Consider the following 21,606-nt stretch of genomic DNA (forward strand, 5'->3'; position numbering starts at 1 on the left):
TTAGCCAATTCGGGTTTTCCTGAATCAGGATTATTGGGCTTGTATTTCATCTGATAGGCAATGCACAGCAAATTCGCAGTTCACATCCATGTCTGGCCATTCGAGTTTTGACCGTTCTTCAGCAGGACCGTGAATTGACTGCCAGAGCCCACCTGACTGGTGACACGGATACTTCCCCCAAAAACCTGGCAAAGGTGCTTCACAATCGAAAGTCCCAATCCAGTACCGCCGACCTCGCGGGAGCGGGCTTTATCGACCCGGTAGAATCGCTCAAAAATTCTGGCCTGATGCTCGCGAGGAATCCCGACACCGGTATCTTCCACATCGATTCTTGACCACTCACCGTCCCGTCTCCAGCGGACTGTGACCTGGCCGCCCGCAGGAGTGTAGTTCAACGCATTGTCGAGCAGGTTGTCGATAATCGTCTGGAAACCATCACTGTCGGCAATGACTTCCATCTCGTCATTCGGAGCGACCGAGATCAGTTCAATCTGCTTGCTCTTGGCCACACCCTGATGTTCGTCAATGCTTTTTTGCAGGATGTAAGTGGCGTTGACTGGTTCAAGCTCGAAGGCCTGTTCAATCGAATCCAGCCGAGCCAGAGCAATCAGATCGGCAATCAGCTTGTTGAGCCGTTCGGCCTGTTCCTCAATTCTCTGCAGGAAAGTCCTGCAGGTCTCTTCATCTTCCATTGCGCCATTGAGCAAGGTTTCTGCATAAGCACTGATGGAAGTGAGTGGGGTCTTCAGTTCATGAGAAACATTGGAGACAAACTCTCGTCGCAGATTTTCAAGACGCCTGAGATCTGTGACGTCATGCAGAACCAATACCGCACCGGTTGCCGGTTCGCCGGGCAAGGGGGAGGCCACCATGGCCAACGTTCGCTGTGTGCGTGCGACGTCGAACTCGACCTTTTCCGAGGGTTGACCACTGAGTGCCGCTTGAACAATTTTTTGTACTTGCGGATGTCGTACGGCTTCCCAGATCGGTCGGCGCATAAAGCTTTGCGGCTGAACGTCCAACAGTTGGAACACCGTATCGTTGGCAAAAAGAATCTGCTCTGAGCGGTCAACAGCAATGACACCTTCAATCATCGAGCGGAGGACCGTCGCCAGTTGTTCATGTTTTTCTTCGAGTTCCTGGCTTTGTTTCTCGAGTTCACTGAATCGCTGGGCCAGCTGCCGATCCATGTTTCTTAGGGTGCGGGCCAAAGTACCGATTTCGTTCTGGCTATCGAAATTCAATCCCTTGGGCGATTCTCCCAAGGCCATCTGTTCGGCAGCGTGGGTCAGTCGATCCAGTGGTTGAATGATTCGGGCGACCATGACGTATGTCACAATCAATCCGATCAGCACCAGTGTAAACGCTGTGGCCCACAATCGAGCCGAGATCCAGGAAAGGTTTTCTGTCACGCTGTCGAGCGGCGTCGTCATGCGGAGAATCAGCGTCTCGCCATGGGCCTCAAATTCGATCGCATAAAACTGAAACAGGGCATTCGCGTTCGGCCGCCGTGAAGCTCCAATGCGATGAGCAAGCGCATCTGCCAGTTCCGGTTCGGCATCGGCCTTCTGTCGAGCTTGATCCAACGTCAAAACTTCGAATCTTGTTTCCGAAGTGGCGTTGATGGTTCGCAGAAAATCCCATCGGTCAGCGGCAGGAATTTTTCGAAGTTGTGGTAAAAGGATTTGTGCATTGTCGATCTGCCGGGCTTCGACTTGCGGATATGCCAGATCGCGATAACCCGCAGTGAGTGTTAAGGCAAATGCGAATGCCGTGCAGAGCGTCAAACCCGCATAGATCGCGAAAATTCTCCAAAAGAGTTGCGATGTCAGCATGCGGTCATCCGTCTGAAAGACACTTCCGTGGTTCTTTTAATGCTCGTCATGCGGGTCTCAGGAGTGACGACGATTTCAACGTCGCCGGGAGATTTCACTCACGACATCGCGCAACCCTGCCTATGCAGATTCTGCACAGATGATAGGGCAACAATCAACGCCAGACGACTGGGGAAGCGTAGACCATGAGATTTTGATGAACGCTTCGCGAAGAATCAGCCAATTCGAGTCGCCAGGAGACCATCGTTAGAACGACTTGTTCTGGTGGATGATCCAGGGGGCTTGCTGAGGTCAAGACAACCGATTTCAGGCGATGGCTAAAGAAGGCCCGGGGAATTCAATGGGACTATAAAGATCTCATTCGCCATAAAGGTCATTTGAATAGGCTGCAATAGTCATGATCTACGCAAATGCCTGGAGGCCGATTTGATGCTTCAAGCAGCCCGATGGGTGCTGATCTCAAGGTTAACGAGTGAAAATGGATTGTCGCTGGTACCCATTTTCCTGCGACTGAACCGATGTGTCCACGGGTTTCACGGCAATAAATGTTTCATGAACTGCAGCACCAATTTTATTGAGTTTCGTCTGCAGTAGATCAAGAAATTCATGCAAGCCCTGCTGAATCACATCGTCCACCGTGGTATAGGCCAGTTCGGATCGCAGTTGGCCGACGCGCTGTTCTGCTGAGTTGCGGAACGTATCCATGGGCGTACCCGAAATTGCATGCAAGGCATGTTCGACACCGGTGACCGAATAATTGATCGCCCGCGGGAAATGGCGATCCAGAATCAGGAATTGAGCGACTTTCGATGGCGTGATCGCATGGAATTGTTTCGAGTACATTTCCATGGCACTGACAGATCTCAAGACCGCTTGCCACTGCAGGTCATCTGTGGGCGAGCCCACATCATGGACTGTCGGCAACAGGAGGTAATACTTCACGTCCAGAATTCGTGAGGTTTTGTCGGCACGCTCAAGCAAACGCCCCAACCGACTGAAGTTCCATCCTTCCCCTCGGGACATTGTGGCATCCGTGATTCCTTTGAAGAGATGCGAAGCCTGCTTGATCTCCTGGAAAAAATCGAGAGGAGACGCCTTGATGCGATCGTTTGCCGAAGCTTCCCGCACCATGTAGTAGAACAGATTCAACTGCTCCCACATCTCGCTGGAGATCGTCTCACGAACAGAGCGGGCATTCTCTCGGGCAAATTTGACGCACGAACGGATCGAGCCGGGATAGTCCTGGTCGAAGGCGAGAAACTCAATCACGCTGCTCTGATTCGCATCGCCATACTTCTCACGAAAGTACTCATGGTCACCTGTCGTATAGACCAGTGGCGCCCACGCATTCTGATGAGACTGCGGTAAATCGAGCATTAAATTAAAAGTCACGTCCATGAATCGTGCCAGGTTTTCAGCACGTTCAATGTATCGACTCATCCAATAGATCGCGTCGGCAACACGGCTGAGCATTCCAGTTCTTCCGGCAAGCGTTCAAGTTGTAAAATAGGCTCTGAAAATACTAAAGGTGAGTCTCATCGTTTGCTGAGTGGGTCATGGAGACCCTGAATCTGCCCTTAAGGGGTCGCTGATTGTGGTGTCAGCTGTTCCTGATTGGTGGCAATGACCCATGTGTCTTTGCTTCCACCCCCTTGAGAAGAGTTTACGACGAGTGAGCCTTTTCTTAAGGCCACGCGGGTCAGTCCGCCTGGAAGCACGAAAATTTCTTTACCATAGAGGATGTAAGGCCTGAGATCGACATGCCGACCCTCAAAATGATCTCCACAGATTGTTGGTACTCTCGAAAGCGAGAGTGTCGGCTGCGCAATATAGTTCCGCGGATTGGCTTTAATCAGTTCAGCGAATTGAGCCTGCTGCTCTTTGGTTGAATGGGGACCCACCAGCATGCCATATCCTCCCGATTCATTGGCCGCCTTGACAACCAGTTCATCCAGATGATCGAGGACATAGGCTCTTTCATCCTGATTTTCGCAAATGTAGGTGGGGACGTTCGGAATGATAGCCTCTTCATTGAGGTAGTACTTGATGATCTTCGGGACATACGCATAGATCACTTTGTCATCGGCCACTCCAGTGCCTGGTGCATTCGCCAGCGCCACCCGTCCTGCACGATAAACATTCATCAGCCCTTCCACGCCGAGCATGGAATCAGCCCGGAAGGCTTTCGGATCAAGAAAATCGTCATCAATGCGACGGTAGATCACATCAACCTGTTCGAGGCCAGAGGTCGTCCGCATGTATAGCTTTTCACCGGCAACAACCAGATCCCGTCCTTCGACGAGTTCGACACCCATCTGCTGTGCCAGGAACGAATGCTCGTAATAGGCTGAGTTAAAGACGCCTGGTGTGAGCACCACCACGCGCGGATTGGCGACATCCCGCGGTGAAAGATGCTCTAACGTTCTCAGTAATCGAAGCGGATAATCACCGACTGGACGCACACGACTGAGATCGAACACCTGTGGGAATGTCCGTTTCATGATCGAGCGATTCTGCAGCACATAGGAGACACCCGATGGGCAGCGCAGGTTATCTTCCAGTACATAGATCTGCCCATCGCCTCCACGTACAAGGTCTGTCCCGGTGACATGGCACCAGATCCCGTGCGGCGGGTTGATCCCGTGGCATTGCTCGCGGTAACTCTTCGCATCCAGCAGAATTTCTGCTGGTATCACTCCATCCTTGATGATCTGCTGATCGTGATAGATATCGTTAATGAAAAGGTTGAGAGCTTGAATTCGTTGTTTTAAGCCCCGTTCGAGCCATTCCCATTCATGGGCCGGTACGATTCGGGGGATGATGTCGAACGGGAAGATACGTTCGGCGCCCTGATTGTCTCCATAGACGTTAAACGTGATGCCCAGTTGCAGCAAAAGGCGTTCAGCGGCCGCCTGTCGGCGCATTAACTCACCCGGCGGTAGCGAATTGATTCTTTGGATGATCGGGCCGGCTTCAGGTCTTGGCGTCTGATCCGCGAGAAACAGTTCGTCGTGAAAACCCTCGGTCTGGTACTCAGCAAAGCTGAGAGCTACGTCAGGAACGGACGCCAGCACTGGATTCATGAATTCGATCCTGCGAAGTTAGCCAAAGATTAAAGAGGACAATTTTGAGCAATGGGCAAGTCGAAATCACTTGCAAAGAAGTCTTTACCCGGCGGTAGCGGCATAACCGCTCGCGGTGTCGAATTCTTCTTCGGGCATAACATCCACAGAAATTGCCATCGTATGCTGACCCCCACCGATAAATACGCCTTTGATGGGGCAGACATCGGTGTAATCTCTGCCCCATGCCGTGGTGATATGTTGGTCGGAAGCCATCGTGTTATTTGTCGGGTCAAAATCAATCCATCCCATCTCACCGCAAAAGACCGATAACCATGCATGAGAAGCATCAGCACCAATCAGCCTGGGCTTCCCCGGAGGTGGTAACGTCCGGATGTATCCACTGACATAACGGGCAGCCAGACCTAACGAGCGCAGGCAACCAATCTGCAAATGTGCAAAATCCTGACAGACCCCGCGTCGGCTCTCCAGAACTTCTTCCAGAGGGCTGTTCACTGTTGTGGCTGTCGGATCGTATTTGAAATCATGAAAAATTCGTGCCGTGAGATCAAGAACTGCTGAAACAATGGGCTTTCCCGGGCTGAAAGAGAGAGCAGCGTACTCTCGAAGGGCTGGAAATGAGTGAATCGATGGCGAGTCGATGCAAAACTGCATGGCATCAAGGCAGTCGTGCCCGTCAGCGCGGCACAATCGTTGCACCATTTGTTCCCAGGAGGGTGACAGACTTGGGATCACGGGGGGCTTAACGATCACTTCAATATGGCTGATCGATTTTACAATCAAACGTCGATGAGGTCGCTGTATGGCAAAGTAATGCTCGACGTTCCCAAAAAAATCAGTCCGTCGAACAATGGCAGCAGGCTTTGGCCTGACGATGACCCGATGATCGAAACACCGTTGAGTCAGCATGTTTCGTGGTGCCAGATGCACCACATTATGGCAGACAGCCACCGGGTCGGTGTAGCGGTAGTCGGTCGTGTGGGTAATGCGGTATTCCATTCGCCTGGCTGATCTTCAAAAAGAAAATGGTTCCTGAAACCCTGAAATCACAGGCTTTCGTTATCCAGCATAAAATCGTTGTCTTCCAGTGATCTTCGTTCCCGCTCAATCATTTTCTCCCGCTCGTTGGTTTTCTCACGGGAGGTGGTGTTCATATTCCATTCGGCGGGCTTGAGTTTTCGCGGCCGGACATCTGTCAGTTGTTGTGCAGAAACCGCGTGCAACAAATAACGATGAGTAATGGCATTGGAAAGTTGCGGGAGAATACGGGCAAGTTTTGCCAGGCGGCGGTCAATTCGATCTCGCACATCGGGTTGATTGGCACTGGAAAGTTCTTCTGCAGAGATCAATTGCAGCAGGCTGTTGGCGTTGAGAATCAAACGCTGTTCCGTCGTTCTCAGTGGTGTCGTTTTGTCTCTGGGGAGCTGATCAATATGCTGGGATAATGTCTGCATCTGGAAAATGACCGAGCGAGGATTGCTTTCGTCAGTCAGAATCAGATCCAGCACAGGTGGTAATTGAATGCGGGTCAGATAGCGTGTGCGATAGGTGATCAGGCTATCTGCCACTTCGACGATCGATTCCAGAACAGCCGAAGAGTTCATGTATTCAGGGATTAACAGGCTTCGCCCGAGAACCAGAGTCTGCATACTCCGTTCAATACGCCGCCCGATATCCAGAAATCGCCAACCCAGAGTTCTTGTCGTACTTTCCATCGATAACCCACTCAGGGCCGACAGATCTCCAATCAAGCGGTTGAGCTGTTGAAGCACGTCCGCAAAATCGGTAGCGGCATTGGTGCGCCGGCGATGAAACTCCCGGTACAGGCGGTTGATCGTTCGCCAGCTATCGAGAGAAAGTCGTTCCCGAACCAGCGATGCGACATGATTGAGCTGGCTGAGTGTCGATTTCAGGCTGAATGGTTCACGTTCATCAAAAATCGCTGGTGGTAATAAACTTTCAATGGCAGGCATGTGCTGACGGAAATCCTGCAGGGCGAAGCTGGGTTCAATCTGACCCCCTTCCGCCAGGCATCGCATCAGCACCGCGACATCCGGCACATTGCTACCCCCGGATTCACCAGTCAGTCGGCTGACCATGGTTCGTAATAAGCGTGCAGTGCTTTCCGCCCTTTCAGCAAATCGACCGACCCAGAACATGTTGTCTGCCACACGGCTGGGAAGTTCCGAGCCACTTCGTCTGAGTGTGATGGCCGCCCCGGGAGGCGAAAGCAATGTGATCTGCGGTACCGGGCCATCACTTTGAACCCAGCAATCTTTGGCACCCTCTCCCAAGGAAACGGATTGATCAATCGTGTGAGATGATGGGGAGCATCGCACTAAACCACCGGGCATAGCCACATACCCGGAATTTGATGCCACGAGATAAGTCCTCAGCCCCACATGCCATGATTGCCACGAATCATTGAGCAGGACAGGAGCTTTCGAGCGACGCACGATTTCCTGCCCGACATACAGGTGCGGCCTGTGGTTCATGGCTGCCAGCAGTGTGTCTCTTTGAGATTGAGAGAGCTCTGCAGGGCGTCCCGAAGGGAGGTTCGAATGCGAAAATGCGGGACGAATCCACAACGAATTCGCATGCTGCCTGACATACTCCAGTGATTTGGGATCTCCGCACCACCAGGTTTGAGTCGATGGCAGATCCAGTTCGGTTCCCAGCCAGTTCCGCGCAATTTGCGGCAAATAAGCCATGATGGCGGGTGTTTCGAGCAAACTGCACCCCAGTGCATTGGCCACTGCACATTGCCGGGCTCGCAGGGCCTGAACCAGTCCCGTCACACCGCGAAATGAATCCGCTTTCAGTTCCAAAGGGTCGCAATCGAGGTCATCCAGCCTGCGAAACAGGACATCGACGGGAAGTAATCCGCCGAGTGTTTTCAGCATCACCTGCTGATCGCGAACAGCGAGATCTTCTCCTTCGACAAGAGAATATCCCAGGTATCGAGCGAGGTAGGCGTCTTCAAAAAAATTCGGGTTCGATGGCCCCTGGCTCAGGAGCACAATCCGTGGATTATCGCGATGATCATAAGCCATCTTTTGCAGGAGTTCACGCAGAGCAATAAAGAAGGGCGCAAGACGCTGCACCCGCTGGTCTCGAAACACTTTGGGGAAAATACTCGAACCCACAATGCGGTTTTCGAGTGCGTAAGCCACCCCAGAGGGTGCTTCTGTGCGATCACTGACAATCACCCAGTCTCCACCGGGATTCCTGGCCAGTTCTCCCGCATAAAGCTGTAACCACTGATGCTGCACGGGTGCTGGCAGATCATGTAAAGCCCGCGAATAATGCGGGTTCGAGTAGACCAGTTGTGGTGGTAACAATCGTTCGCTGAGCAGACGCTGTTCGCCATACAGGTCGCGAATAATCATGTTCAACAGGTAGGCCCGCTGCGACAATCCTCGAGCAAGCTTCTGCCATTGATCGGGCGGGATGATCAAGGGGATGACATCAAACTCCCAGGGCCTGTTGCGCCGTTCGGTATCGCCCTGAGCAGTGTAAGTCACACTGTTTTCATGAATTGTTCGCTGGGCCTGCTGTCGAGATCGCAGCAATTCCAGCGGCCCCATCTCCTGGATGGCATCAACCAGCGAAGTTGTGTGGGCACGAAGAACCCCACGACTCATGAAATATTCGTCGTGAGTTCCTTCGGCAACCGGATAGCTTTCAACAAGACCTTCTGCGAGTCCGGTTCGCAGAACTGTTCCAGGGGCTTGAGTCATCTCGCGATGTCAATCTTTTGCACGAGTTCGAACCAATGGAAGCCGCATTGTTCCGGCAGCTACGAGATGTCATGCACACCGTGACAACCAATTCATAGATGCGTGGATACATGAGCGGTGCCTGCGTGTCAATATGCCAAATGGTGCAATATCAACCAACAGGCAGGCTCCTGCAGGAATCACATGAACATGGGTGCTGTGGGACGCCTCAGATCTAACGTAAATGGGAAGTGTCTGTTGGTGTGTTCCGGAGGAAGCTTCATGGCTCCGCCCGTATGGTTCATCTTGTAGAAGCGAGTCATGCGACGACTTTCAGCCTCATAGGAGTTCACTGGGAAGACGTCATATCCGCGACCACCCGGATGCACCACGTGATACTGTGCACCACCGACTGAGCGATTCAGCCAGGTATCGACGACATCAAAGGTCAACGGTGAATGAATCCCGATGGTCGGATGCAGGCATGATGGTGGTTGCCAGGCTCTGTACCTGATGCCAGCCACATATTCGGATTCTGTACCCGTCGGATGGAGTGGAATGCGTCGTCCGTTCACGGTGAGTACTTGACGCCCAGGAGTGAGGCCTTTCACTTTCACCTGCAGTCGTTCGACCGAAGAATCGACATACCGGGCTGTTCCGCCGGGGGCACCTTCTTCGCCCAGCACATACCACGGTTCCAGGGCTGTGCGGAACTCAATATGCACCGATCCCAGAGAGATCTCGCCGATCTTCTGGCAACGGAATTCGAGATGCGGATTGAACCAGTCGTTCTCAAATGCAAAACCGGCATTTTGCAGCTCGCCAATCACACACTGGAAATCTTCTTCCAGAAAATGTGGCAGCATGAATCGATCATGCAGCGATGTTCCCCAGTGAACTGGCGGATGACGATAGGGTTCCTCCCAGAACCATGCCACAATGGCCCGAATCAGCAACTGTTGCGTCAGGCTCATGCGGGCATGTGGAGGCATCTCAAACCCACGAAATTCCACCAGTCCCAATCGTCCGGTGGAACTGTCTGGCGAATACAGTTTATCGATACAGAACTCAGCGCGATGCGTGTTCCCCGTCACATCCACCAGCAGATTTCTGAAGATACGATCCACCAGCCAGGGAGGGACGGATGTGTGATCGGGAATCTGTTCGAAGGCCAGTTCCAGTTCGTAAAGCGTATCTTTTCGCCCTTCATCCACGCGGGGTGCCTGGCTGGTCGGCCCAATAAACAGTCCCGAGAACAGATAAGAGAGCGAAGGATGATTGTTCCAGTAGGTAATCAGGCTGCGCAGCAGATCGGGACGTCTGAGGAATGGACTATCAGCCGGTGTCTTACCGCCCAATACCACATGATTCCCACCCCCTGTTCCCGAGTGTCGTCCATCGAGCATGAACTTTTCAGTCCCCAGTCGAGACAGCCTCGCTTCGTCGTATAGGCCAGTGGTCAATTCGGCCAGGTCATTCCAGGTCTCCGTAGGTGGAGTGTTGACTTCAATCACCCCGGGATCAGGTGTGATCTTCCAGACGAGAAGCCGAGGATCATAAGGGGGCAGGTACCCTTCTACTGCGACCGGCATGGAAAGTTCTGCCGCTGTTTCCTCGATTGCAGCGATGAGATCCAAAAAGCATTCTGCGGTTTCAACGGGTGGAAGGAACACAAACATGCGCCCATCGCGTGGCTCAACGATCAGAGCCGTGCGCACCCAGCTGTCATTCATCTGGAATGGTTCAGGCTGCTTCCAATGTGAATCTTGATGGCTGTCGGAATTTCCATTTGAACCATTGTGGCCATCATGCCCGTTCGAAGGTGGCCCCGAGTATACGCCAGATCGATCAGCCGGCAGACTGCTGGCGCCGTCACTGCCAGGAGCCAGAGTTTTGCGAGCGACCGAAGAGACTGTCGCACCTTCACCAAACCCCCAGTGTTCCGTTGAAGGCCGATCCTGAGCCGCTTCACCCAGGTTTTGAGCCGACCACAAATTCGCTCCACTGGTCGAGGCGACTCCAATCGGAGTTGCAGGAATCATCGCCTGAGCTGCCCGCCGGAGTGCTTTAGGGACAGGAAGTGGAGGCAATGGTTCCAGAGGATCTCGATCGACCAGTCGTCCAAGACGTTCATCGGAAATATAAGGCAGCGAATCCAGCGGCAGGCGGAAGCCCATCGCGGAATCACCCGGGAGCAGATAGAACTGATCGCGCCTGACAGGCCATTCGGCAGTGACCCAATGCGGCGTCGAGTTCCAGCGATTACGGCGCAATGGCAAGACACAACCCGTGGGCTTGCCCAGACCTCGCTCAAACAGTCGCACGATACGCTCGCGCTCCTGCTTGTCTTTGAGCTTGTTGTCGAAGACATCGACATTGATCGGCAAACGCATTTCACGCATGGCGTAATACGCCACGTCTTCATATCCATCCACAATAGTGCTGGTCGTGACTTCGAGATTTTTAGCCAGCAGTTCGATAAACCGTCGGGCATCCGCAAAATCAAAGTCGTACTTGGTCGTTTCGTCAGCCATGAGATTCCGATCACGCCAGACGGGTAACCCATCTTTCCGCGAGATCAGCGTAAATGCCCAGCGTGGTAATGGCTCTCCTGGATACCATTTTCCCTGGCCATAATGAATCAGTGCTCCATTGGCAAAACGCTCGCGAATACGACGAGAAAGGACGTCAGCCCGCATTCGTTTCGTTGGTCCAATGGCAGCCGTATTCCATTCATCGCCTTCCATGTCGTCGATGGAAACAAACGTCGGCTCACCACCCATCGTCAGTCGCACGTCGGCTGCATTCAGGTGACGATCCACATCGTTCCCCAGCCGCATGATCCGTTGCCACTGCTCGTCTGTGTAAGGCTTGGTGACTCGGGGATCTTCGTGAACTCGAACGACCTCCATTTCGAAATGGAACTTCGTTTCACAAGGATCAATGGCTCCCGTGATAGGTGCCGCAGAACCTGGCTCGGGCGTACAAGCCAGAGGGATATGTCCTTCGCCACAAAGCAGGCCAGAAGTGGGATCCAGTCCTACCCAGCCTGCTCCCGGAAGATAGACTTCGGTCCAGGCGTGCAGATCGGTGAAGTCATATTCGGCACCAGAGGGGCCATCCAGAGCTTTGACATCAGGAGTCAGTTGTAGCAGATATCCCGAGGCGAAACGTGCGGCGTAACCAAGGTGCCTCAGAATATGAACCAGCAGCCACGCAGAATCCCGGCAGGAACCCGATCGTTTAGTTAAGGTCTCTTCTGGAGACTGAACGCCATGTTCGAGGCGGATGACGTAGCAGATGTCTCGATGAAGCTGACGGTTCAGTTCAACCAGAAAATCAATCGTTCTCTGTGGCTTTTGATCGACAGTTTCAATGTAGGCCTTGAGAGCTGGAGTCGCTGTGGGAACCGCCAGATAGGCTGCCAGTTCCGATTTGAGCCATGGTTCGTAGATGAACGGAAATTGCTCGGCGTACTCTTCGAGGAAAAAGTCAAACGGATTGATGACTGTCATGTCGGCAATCAGGTCGACGCTCACACTGAATTCTGTGGTCTGTTTGGGGAAAACCAGACGTGCCAGAAAGTTGCCGTGAGGATCCTGCTGCCAGTTCAGATAATGGTCTTTGGGCTCAATTTTGAGCGAATAGGAAACAATTGGTGTCCGGCAATGAGGCGCCGGTCTGAGCCGCACAATATGCGGGGCCATCGATACCAATCGATCGTAGGTGTAGACAGTTTTGTGATGAAGAGCGACACGGATCGTCATTTGGTCTGCGCTTTACTTACAGTATTCGTTTCGAGTGCCGCACAACCTTGTTGTTTCGGCCCACTTTAAAGTTAATTCCCAGTAGAAAACGCTCGGGCGAAAGTTCCGGGTACAAATCCACACTCAATTGACATGAAACTCAGTCGTAACGATCTTCTGGCCCGATCCAATTCCTGTTTGCGGTGAACGGAAAATGAGCGCCCGCCGCCAGGATTGCTGTAAGAGTAGTTCACAAACAGGCACCGACTTGCTCCTGAATCAACTTTCTGAAAATCTGGTCATGGGAAATCGGCACTTACCAACAAAAGTTTGCAACAAGTGCAATTTTCGTGCATTGTGAGGTGTGAAATGAGGCTCACGCCATGAAAACTTTGATGAGAAGTGAAAGCCACGTCAAATTTCAACGATCGCATCGTGCTGTGCCATAAAAACGGGCGTTTTAATGATTAAGTGGCGCGCATTTTGGGCATATCCTGGATTGTTGTTTCCCGGCCAACTTACAAAATTTATTGCTTCTCCACGGAAATCGTGTCTTATGTTCGTCTTGCCTGAAATTCGTGCAGCTCTGAGTGTGTTATTGCTGATCCAGTTGGCGGCTGAATCTCTCTGGGCCAATGAACTGACTTTGATCTCACATCAATCTCCTCGGCCGAATGTGGTGTTTATTCTCGCTGATGACCTGGGGTGGGGAGAAGTTGGTTGCTTTGGACAATCCAAAATTCCCACACCCAACATTGACCGCCTCGCGAGTCGGGGTGTCAAACTGACTCGCCACTATAGTGGTGCACCAACATGTGCCCCTTCACGATGCGTCCTGATGACGGGAAAACATCTGGGACACGCAGAAATTCGTGGCAATCAGCAGGCCAAAGTGAAACTCCCCCAGTTCACTGAAGGGCAACATCCATTGAGTGACAAAGCGCTCACCATTGCCAGACAGTTTCAAAAGGCAGGTTACGCGACAGGTGCCTTTGGAAAATGGGGTCTGGGGCCAGTCGGCAGTACAGGTGAACCCAATCGACAGGGGTTTGATGAGTTTTTTGGTTACAACTGCCAGGCCCTGGCCCACAGTTACTTTCCCAAAGCGTTATGGAAGAATGCAGAGAGTATTGTCAACAATGAAAAGCCGGTTCCCGGTCATAAAAAGCAACCTGAAGGCGAAGTGACGATGGAGGCTTACCAGGGAGAAAATTACGCTCCCCGGTTAATTATGGCAGAGGCTCTGTCGTTTATTGATCGTCATCATCAGCAGCCGTTTTTCCTTTATCTCCCGTTCACAGAGCCGCATGTTGCAATGCAGCCACCGCCGAAAATTGTGGAAGAGTTTCCGGTAGAGTGGGATGAACGCGTTTATCGAGGCGATGGCGGTTATTTACCACATCCCAGGCCCCGTGCAGCCTACGCCGCCATGATTCGAGATCTCGATAACCATGTGGGTGACGTCATCACCTCTCTCGAAAAACATGGTCTGCTGGAGAAGACTCTGATTGTCTTTACCAGTGATAACGGGGCGACTCATGCCAGTGCCAATCCCGATTTTCATGTCGGTGGAGCTGATCCTCTCTTCTTCAATAGCACCCGCGAACTCAAAGGATTTAAGGGAAGCATCTATGAAGGGGGCTTGCGTGTCCCTGCCATTGTTTCCTGGCCCGGGCAGATCCCTCCTGCGACGACCATCAACACTCCCAGCTATTTTCCCGATTGGTTTCCCACTCTCTGTAATGCCACTCAACTCCCTCTTCCTGAAGGTTTAGATGGCGTCAACCTGCTGCCATTGCTCACTGGCAAAACTTCGCCAGATCAGTTTATTCGTCCCGACCCGATGGTTTGGGTTTATGCCGAATATACGGGTCAAGTCTGTGTGCATCTGGGAGACTTCAAGGTTCTCAGACGCGGCCTTCGCACCAACCGGCCCGGGCCCTGGGAAGTCTATCAGCTTGTTTCTGATCCTGGTGAAAGCACAAATCTGGCAGACAGCCGGCCTGATCTTGTCACTAAGGCGATCGAAGTCTTAAAGGCTCAAACCGCCCCGAATGAAATTTTTCCTATGCCGGAGTGTGACCTGCCTGTCCTCGAAAAGGGGGCTCCCAAGGCCAAAACACAGGGCAAGAATCGCTCCAAGCAAGAGTCTGGGGCGACAGAGTAATCATCAAACTCTTCGAAATGGAATTACAGTTAGCACTCAAGGTCGAGTGATTACGTTCGTCGCTGAGTAAGTGCGTAAGAAATCGCCAAGGCCAGAGAGTTCAGCCGAGTCGACGTTTCATCGGCCCGAGACATGAAGACCACCGGGTGAGTTGTCCCCATCAGCATCCCGCCAAACCGGCAATGGGCTGTGTACATGATGGCTTTAACCGTAAGGTTGGCTGCCTGTAATGAAGGGAAGAGCATGGCATCGGCATTTCCCACGATCTGCCGGTCGAGTTGCTTGCGAGAATTCGCCTGAGCATCCATGGCCATATCAAAAGAGAGCGGGCCTTCTATGACACAATCGGAAAACGCTCCCTGTTGCCCCATCTCACAAAGCTCCGGGCAATCGAGAGTATCTGGCATCGCCTCGGAGACTTTTTCGGTTGCTGCCATCAGTCCCATGCGAATGGGTTCTTTGGATTGTGCTTTGTGAGAGTCGAACTTGAGTAACCCTCGGGCTGCACTGGCCAGATGGTTGAGCATTTGCCGTTTCTGTTCTCGATTCGGAGTAATGGTGATCCCTGTATCGGTCATCAGAAAACGTCGATCGACCGCCAGGAGTTCCATCAGCACGACCTGGCAGATCACTTGATCTGTGCGCAGGCCCTGGCTGCGATCCAGCACTGCTTTCATTAACGCCGGGGTTGCTATCTGGCCTTTCATCAGCAGATCAGCGCGACCTGCGCGAATCTCGGCAGTGGCAGCCTGAGCAGGAGCGGAAGAATCGGACGGAGCATCAATCACATCCACAATGCGGAATTGATCGAGAGAGATCCCTGCAGCATGGGCCAGTTCTTCGATTTTCGGAGCAGGGCCAGTCAGCACCGGTTCGATCCAGCCGCGCTGGCTGGCCAACGACATGGCTTCGAGCACAGTCACATCAGCACCGCCAGCCGCAACAACACGCATACGAGGCTGGAGTTGATCAAGATAAGCGAACATCACATCGAAAGATGGCAGTGGCATGCAGTCAGACGCTCCTCGAAGTCGCTCAGTCAATGATTGGGGATGATTTACGCATTCTTGTGGCCGTAAGATGACGGGCGACGTGTATTGTCACCAGATTATTCGGCGGGGAAGTGAGGCCGGGTATGCTGCCAGTGAGGAGTTCGCTTTTCCAGAAAGGCACCAATCCCCTCTTGAGCGTCGCAGGCGAGAGCATTCTGAGTCATTAGCTCGACGGCTTTGTGATATGCTTCAACTTCTGAAATCTCAGCCAGATCGTAGAAGGCTCGTTTGCCAATTTCGAGAGCCGTCGCACTGGCCTGGCTGATTGCCATTACATATTCCTGGACAGCCTCATCCAGTTGATCAGCAGGAACGACTCGATTCACCAGACCGATTTTGTGCGCTTCCGCAGCGGAAACAACTCGCCCGGTGAGCAACATTTCCATGGCCACTCGTGGCGGAACCACACGGATGAGTGGGACCATGGGGGTGGTACAGAACAGACCAATTTTTACGCCGGGAGTGGCGAATCCTGCAGTATCCGCTGCCACCACCAGATCACAAGCAGCTGCCAACTGGCAACCGGCGGCTGTGGCCAAACCTTGCACGCGGGCAATCACCGGTTGAGGCAACCTTCTGAGTCCGAGCATGACTCGCGTGCAGCGAGCGAACAGATGCCGATATTCCTCCTCTGTTCGACCCCGCATCTCTGCAAGGTCGTGGCCAGAACAAAAGACGGGGCCTTCTGCCGCGAGTACGACAACGCGAATGGAACGATCTTCTGCAATCGCACTCAAATGCAATTCGAGTTCTTGCAGCATGAGTTCCGAAAGGGCATTTCGACGTGATGGTCTTGCGAGCGTCAGTCGAAGTGCAGCCGCTTCGCGCTCAACTTTGACAAACGCATCACCAGAACTGGCACCGAGCATTGCGATCCATCCCCTGGAAACTGCCCGAAATTGTCATGCAACAATTTTTGGGCAGCATTTCAATTCAGTTTCGAGTGTTACCAGAAGAAGTACCGGCAGCACTGGCAGCAGCATTAGCTGGTGGTGCAGCTGGCTTTTCGCCCCCTAGAGCCTGTAGATTTTTGACAGCATCTCCAGGGATGGCCTGCTTCTTGATGGCGGCACGGATGATGGGAATCAACTGCTCATACACTGGTTTGGCCTGTGGGCCTAAAGTGGAGTTCGCGAGCAATCCGCCGGGGTTTCGTTTCAGTGCGTCGCGATCACTGTCGTCCAAAGGTTGGAAAGCCAGATACAACTTCACGAAAGCTGAGCGAAGCAACGCTTCATCCTGCGGAGTTGACTGCATTGCCGAAGCGAGTTCTACCCCGAAGTTTGCCAATGATTGAGTGACTTTTGCAGCAGGGACTGACGGTTCGTAAGCAATTCGGCCAAGAGCGCGTGCGGCTTCACCACGAACCAGCCAGTTTCGCTTGGGATCATTGAGGATCGACAGCAGAGTGTTCCATAGATACGGCTTTCGCTCGGCACGGTCGTAGATTGTGTCATTAGCCGAGAGAAGTTGAACTAGTCGCATCTGGTACCAGAAATGCGTATCCATGGGGAGGAGTTGATCGACTGCCGCCTGGGCAATTTCCGATTTGAGATTGGAATCTGGCTGGCCAACCTTCAGAATTCGATGCAGGCTATTGGCGGCAGCGGTCTTGATGGCTTCCGGCTGGCTGCTGTCTTTCAGAATTTCCACAAGAGGTTTGGCTGCCGGCGCGTAGGCTTGAATCTGTATACCACCTCGTGGATCGTTCGGGAGAATATCGAGTTCACCCAGCAATATGGCAACCTGCAGCCGGACGTAGAAATTGTTGTCAAGAAGTGGCACAGCCTGCTTCACGATCTCATCGCAAAATGCTGTGCGAAAAGCCCGGATATCATCGGGACGTGTCTTGTTTTTGGCAGCAAACTGCATATCGCGAACAGTCAACTCTTCGCGGAATTTGTGGAGATTTTCGCGATTCAGTGGATCTGAAAGCTGTGCCAGGCGAAAACGAATTCCGCGTTTCAGCAAGTTTTTGTCGGCTTCACTGGCAAGATCACCATTAGTGATGACTGTGCGGTACTTACTCAAATCTCTTTTGAGGTCGTCGAGTTCTTTTTGAGTGGCCAGAGGTTTATCCAGCCTGGTCATCTCCAGAGCCTTGAGTGGTGGTCGATAATCTGCAGGCAGTTTTTCAGGATCGGGTGGAACCCAATCGCGGTTGTCACGGTCTGAGCCTGGAATCACCTTCGGTACCGCGGATGGCGTCGGTGTAAATGGACGCCCACTCATCCCGGGAGCACCATGTGCAGAAGACGAACCACTCCCATGACCTGCAGGTGAACTCTGTCCCGGTCGCGATTTCGTCTTGGGGGCCGCATGTTGAGCATCGGCATTGCTCATGCCAGCCAGGCATATGGCCCCGCTCAACAAGACCGCTAGTGCGCTTGCCGAATACTTTCCCTCTGCCGGATGCGAATTTCGTTTCGGTGGCTGTGACGATGTCGTCATAGGATTTACAGCTGGAAATCTCTGTGGTTGCAGCAGTGGAGACATGATTTTATTTTCCGCTCATCAATAGGGCTCAGAGCTGGAACTGAGAGCCGAGCCAATTTCGCAAGATGTGAGGAATTCAAAGATGTGGTCGGGATGTTTCAGCAAAGAGAGTGTCAAACGGTGACGGTACCACGCAGACACCACTCATAAGTTAACTTCTCATGGGACGAAAAGCCAGAACGGTCTGGGGTTCCATTGAGCAAATCTTTCCACGGAAGAGGTTCTCACTTCTCACTTTATGTACGCCAGCTTACCGGCAGTCCGCGAAGTCGATCCCTCAGATCGACCGGCAGATTTTCTGAAAGGTGCTCTGGATATTCTGACCTGCCAATTTGGATTGTTCAGGTTTGATCAGCAAAGAGTGTGAAGAATCGATGAAACATGGCGGCCGAACCCGCAGAATCGATTCGGCTGGACATCGAACTCTGTAAGCTCTGACAAAGAATTCTGTCTGGTTGAGAACCAGATTGCAGTGCCAGATCGAATCCGGGTCCTCAGATAAACGTACAACCATCATGACACAATTTGTCGACGGATTGACCGTAGGGATTGACCTCGGAACATCTTCCTCTGGAATCGCGACTTTGGCTGCTGACGGTCAGCCAGTCGTTATCCCGAATTCCGATGGTCAAATGATCACACCTTCGGTCGTGGTGATCAATGACAACGGCGAAGTCGTTATCGGCCCGCATGGTGACTGGATCCGCACCGTGAACCCGGATCGGGTCATTGTGGGGATCAAGCGTCAGATGGGGAATCCCGACTATTCCAAAATCATCGACGGGAATCCGCTGAATGCCGAGTTCTTTTCGGCCCTCATTCTGATGAAATTAAAGCAGGATGCAGAGGCCAGACTCGGTGGCCCGGTCACAAATGCAGTGATTACGGTCCCGTATTATTTCAATGATCCCTGCCGCCGAGCCACGATGAATGCCGGTCAAATTGCTGGCCTCAACGTGATTGATCTGCTCAATGAACCAACGGCTGCCACCCTCGCCTATGCCTGGCAAAAAGGGGATCTCGGTAAGCTTCAGTCAGGGGTGCCTGAGAAAGAAAAAACAATCCTTGTCTACGATCTGGGTGGGGGAACATTCGACGTCACTGTTGTGCGTTACTCGGCCATGCAGTTTCGAGTTCTGGCAACGGATGGAGATACATTTCTCGGTGGTCTCGATTGGACCCGGCGCCTCGTTAACCATATTGCCGAACAATTTCGGCTCAACTATCGGCTCGATCCCCGTGATGATGCTCGGGCTCGCCTCGCGTTGACGGATGAATGTGATGAAGTGAAACGGGCACTTTCGGAGTTGCCACAGGCCGCTCTCGAATTCTCATTCAAAGAAAAAACTCTTAAACCCGTGATCACACGTGCAGAATTTGAAAGACTCACCGCCGATCTTTTGCAGCGAACGCGAGACACCACAGAATTCGTGCTTGATGGAGTCGGCGTCGCCCCACAGGAACTTGATGAAGTCTTGTTGATCGGTGGCTCGACTTATATGACCGGCGTCAGTGCCATGCTCGAAAAGCTGTGCGGTCGTGTCCCGGTGCGTGTGCTGGATCCCCAGTTAGCAGTCGCCCAGGGAGCCGCTATTCATGCAGGCATTCTACAGGCCCGCGAAACGGGTCAAGTGCTTGGGCAAACAGGGACCGTCGTCTCGCGATTAAAATCAGTGGAAGCGGTCGATGTGAATTCCCATTCACTCGGGATTGAGATCACTCCTCCCGGAGATCGTAACCGCAAGCTCAATCACATCATGATCCCTCGAAACACAGCCCTGCCGTGTGAGTTCAAGCAGCGGTTCGTGACGAACACGCCGAATCCTGCAGGAATTCTGGTGCGGCTGCTGGAAGGAGAGACGAAGGAGATTGATGGCTGTACCTTTATTGGCGATTTTCGCATCACCGGTCTGCCAGAGAGTCTCCCTGTAGGTTCACCAGTGGAATTGACTTACCGTTACGATGAAAACCGTCGCATTACAGTGGTTGCCAAAGAACTTACTGGCGGTCGCCAGGCAACCTGCGAAATCCACTGGAGTTCCAACAGTGAAGCAGGGACTGTTGACCAGATGCAGTCGTTGGTGAACAGCTTTCATGTCGACTAAGGGTGGTCTCACGAGAAAGTGAGCATGGTGCTGCTGCCTAATCGCCACAACCCATTTGTGCTGGTGATGCCTCCGCCGCGAGCGTTGACAACTTGCCATCAAGCGAGCAGGCATGTTGTCACCAGCCGCGCCCACATGCGGAACAGCGATTTTGAAAAGCTTGTGAAGCATCGTCGAGAATTGTTTCACATTCTCTCAAACCAATTGATTAGACTTCGCATCTATGTTGCCATTTGCATCAGCGTCCATTTCATGTTTCACCTGTCAAGTTTGGTTTCTTTGGCTCTGACTTGAGCCTGTGGCCATACCTCCTGCTGCTCCCAAGAAGGTTCCCCTTTTTCTATTTTCAACTGGGAAAACACATGTCCAGTGATCACCTGGCAGATCCTTCACCCTTCGTCTCGACCGGTCAGTTACCACCGATGGAGTCGGTTCAATCATGGGTGAAGCAGGCTCATTCCCGCTACGGCCTCGAAACCTCGGGAGAAAACTCACAGGTTTACCCAGCCTTGGCCCGCGTGCCGAGCGATTTGTTTGGGATCTCTGTCGTCAGCACTCAGGGAGAAGTCTGCAGTGTCGGAGATTGCGGCTACGGTTTCACGATCATGAGTGTATCCAAGCCGTTTGTCTTTGCGCTGGTTTGCGAAATCCTCGGTGCCGAATCGATGCAGGAGAAAATTGGAGTCAACGCCACAGGCCAGGCATTTAATTCTTTAGGTGCAATCGAGCAGGGGAATTCTGGTCGTACCAATCCGATGGTGAATTCGGGAGCCATTGCGACAACAAGCCTGGTGCCAGGCGATAACTTGGATAAGAAGTGGGATTTTATCTACACAGGACTCTGTCGCTTTGCCGGCAGAGATTTGTCATTAAATGAAGAGGTTTATGCTTCGGCCTCTGCAACGAATCATCGAAATCAAGGCATTGCCCGATTGCTGGAAAGTTTTGGCCGAATCTATATGGATCCTGCCGAAGCCACGGATCTCTATACCAGGCAATGCTCACTGAATGTCACTGCGACCGATTTGGCGATCATGGGAGCGACTTTGGCTGATGGTGGTGTGAATCCTGTGACTAAAGAACGCGTCGTCGATCCTTCCGTCTGCCATTATGCTCTGGCTGTCATGGCGACAGCAGGTCTCTATGAGACTTCAGGGGACTGGCTATATAGCATTGGCCTTCCCGGAAAAAGTGGGATTGGCGGTGGGATTGTGACTGTTTCTCCCGGGAAGGGTGGATTAGGTACCTTCTCTCCACGGCTGGATTCAGCGGGAAACAGTGTCAGAGGCCAATTGGCTTCGAAGTTCTTATCTCAAAAACTGGGGATGGATCTCTTTCTCTCGAAACCTGTCTGACCCGATCGTATTGGGTTTTAATGCGTACTATTAATACGTTCGCCACTG

Annotated in this window: 12 protein-coding genes; 3 read left to right on the forward strand and 9 right to left on the reverse strand. The window is 52.6% G+C overall.

Features of this window, described 5'->3' with window-relative positions:
* Positions 1-80: 80 nt before the first annotated feature.
* From PLIM_RS07730 to PLIM_RS07755, 6 genes are all read right to left on the reverse strand, one after another.
* The gene (locus PLIM_RS07730) at positions 81-1,835 is read right to left on the reverse strand and encodes a HAMP domain-containing sensor histidine kinase (RefSeq protein WP_013109755.1); all 1,755 of its coding nucleotides are present in this window, start codon (positions 1,833-1,835) and stop codon (positions 81-83) included.
* Between the two features lie 465 nt (positions 1,836-2,300).
* A complete protein-coding gene (locus PLIM_RS07735; protein ID WP_013109756.1) occupies positions 2,301-3,308 on the reverse strand; it encodes an alpha-E domain-containing protein in 1,008 nt (335 codons plus the stop codon).
* 104 nt (positions 3,309-3,412) lie between these two features.
* Complete coding sequence (locus tag PLIM_RS07740) at positions 3,413-4,918, reverse strand: circularly permuted type 2 ATP-grasp protein (protein WP_013109757.1); 1,506 nt, start codon at positions 4,916-4,918, stop codon at positions 3,413-3,415.
* Positions 4,919-5,002: 84 nt separating this feature from the next.
* Positions 5,003-5,917, reverse strand: a complete 915-nt coding sequence (locus PLIM_RS07745; RefSeq protein WP_013109758.1) for a transglutaminase family protein — start codon at positions 5,915-5,917, stop codon at positions 5,003-5,005.
* Positions 5,918-5,964: 47 nt separating this feature from the next.
* Complete coding sequence (locus tag PLIM_RS07750) at positions 5,965-8,658, reverse strand: circularly permuted type 2 ATP-grasp protein (protein WP_013109759.1); 2,694 nt, start codon at positions 8,656-8,658, stop codon at positions 5,965-5,967.
* 179 nt (positions 8,659-8,837) lie between these two features.
* The gene (locus tag PLIM_RS07755) at positions 8,838-12,404 is read right to left on the reverse strand and encodes a transglutaminase family protein (RefSeq protein WP_013109760.1); all 3,567 of its coding nucleotides are present in this window, start codon (positions 12,402-12,404) and stop codon (positions 8,838-8,840) included.
* A gap of 535 nt (positions 12,405-12,939) precedes the next feature.
* On the opposite strand from PLIM_RS07755, the gene PLIM_RS07760 reads away from it, so the two are divergent.
* Entirely contained in the window at positions 12,940-14,550 is a 1,611-nt protein-coding gene (locus PLIM_RS07760) for an arylsulfatase (RefSeq protein ID WP_013109761.1), read from the forward strand.
* Positions 14,551-14,600: 50 nt separating this feature from the next.
* On the opposite strand, the gene PLIM_RS07765 is transcribed toward PLIM_RS07760, so the two are convergent.
* The 3 genes from PLIM_RS07765 to PLIM_RS07775 form a co-directional block, all read right to left on the reverse strand.
* A complete protein-coding gene (locus PLIM_RS07765) occupies positions 14,601-15,560 on the reverse strand; it encodes a phosphate acyltransferase (protein WP_013109762.1) in 960 nt (319 codons plus the stop codon).
* Positions 15,561-15,658: 98 nt separating this feature from the next.
* On the reverse strand, positions 15,659-16,471 hold the full coding sequence (locus PLIM_RS07770; protein ID WP_013109763.1) for an enoyl-CoA hydratase: 813 nt from the start codon (positions 16,469-16,471) through the stop codon (positions 15,659-15,661).
* 64 nt (positions 16,472-16,535) lie between these two features.
* The gene (locus tag PLIM_RS07775) at positions 16,536-18,098 is read right to left on the reverse strand and encodes a HEAT repeat domain-containing protein (RefSeq protein ID WP_013109764.1); all 1,563 of its coding nucleotides are present in this window, start codon (positions 18,096-18,098) and stop codon (positions 16,536-16,538) included.
* 515 nt (positions 18,099-18,613) lie between these two features.
* Here PLIM_RS07775 and PLIM_RS07785 point away from each other — a divergent pair.
* Positions 18,614-20,203: an Hsp70 family protein gene (locus PLIM_RS07785; RefSeq protein WP_013109765.1), complete on the forward strand. Its 1,590-nt coding sequence runs from the start codon at positions 18,614-18,616 to the stop codon at positions 20,201-20,203.
* A 362-nt stretch (positions 20,204-20,565) separates the two neighbouring features.
* Positions 20,566-21,558 (forward strand): glutaminase A, encoded by a 993-nt coding sequence (gene glsA, locus PLIM_RS07795; protein WP_013109767.1) that lies wholly within the window; start codon positions 20,566-20,568, stop codon positions 21,556-21,558.
* The last annotated feature ends 48 nt before the right edge of the window (positions 21,559-21,606 follow it).

Source organism: Planctopirus limnophila DSM 3776 (genome assembly GCF_000092105.1).
GTDB classification, from domain to species: domain Bacteria; phylum Planctomycetota; class Planctomycetia; order Planctomycetales; family Planctomycetaceae; genus Planctopirus; species Planctopirus limnophila.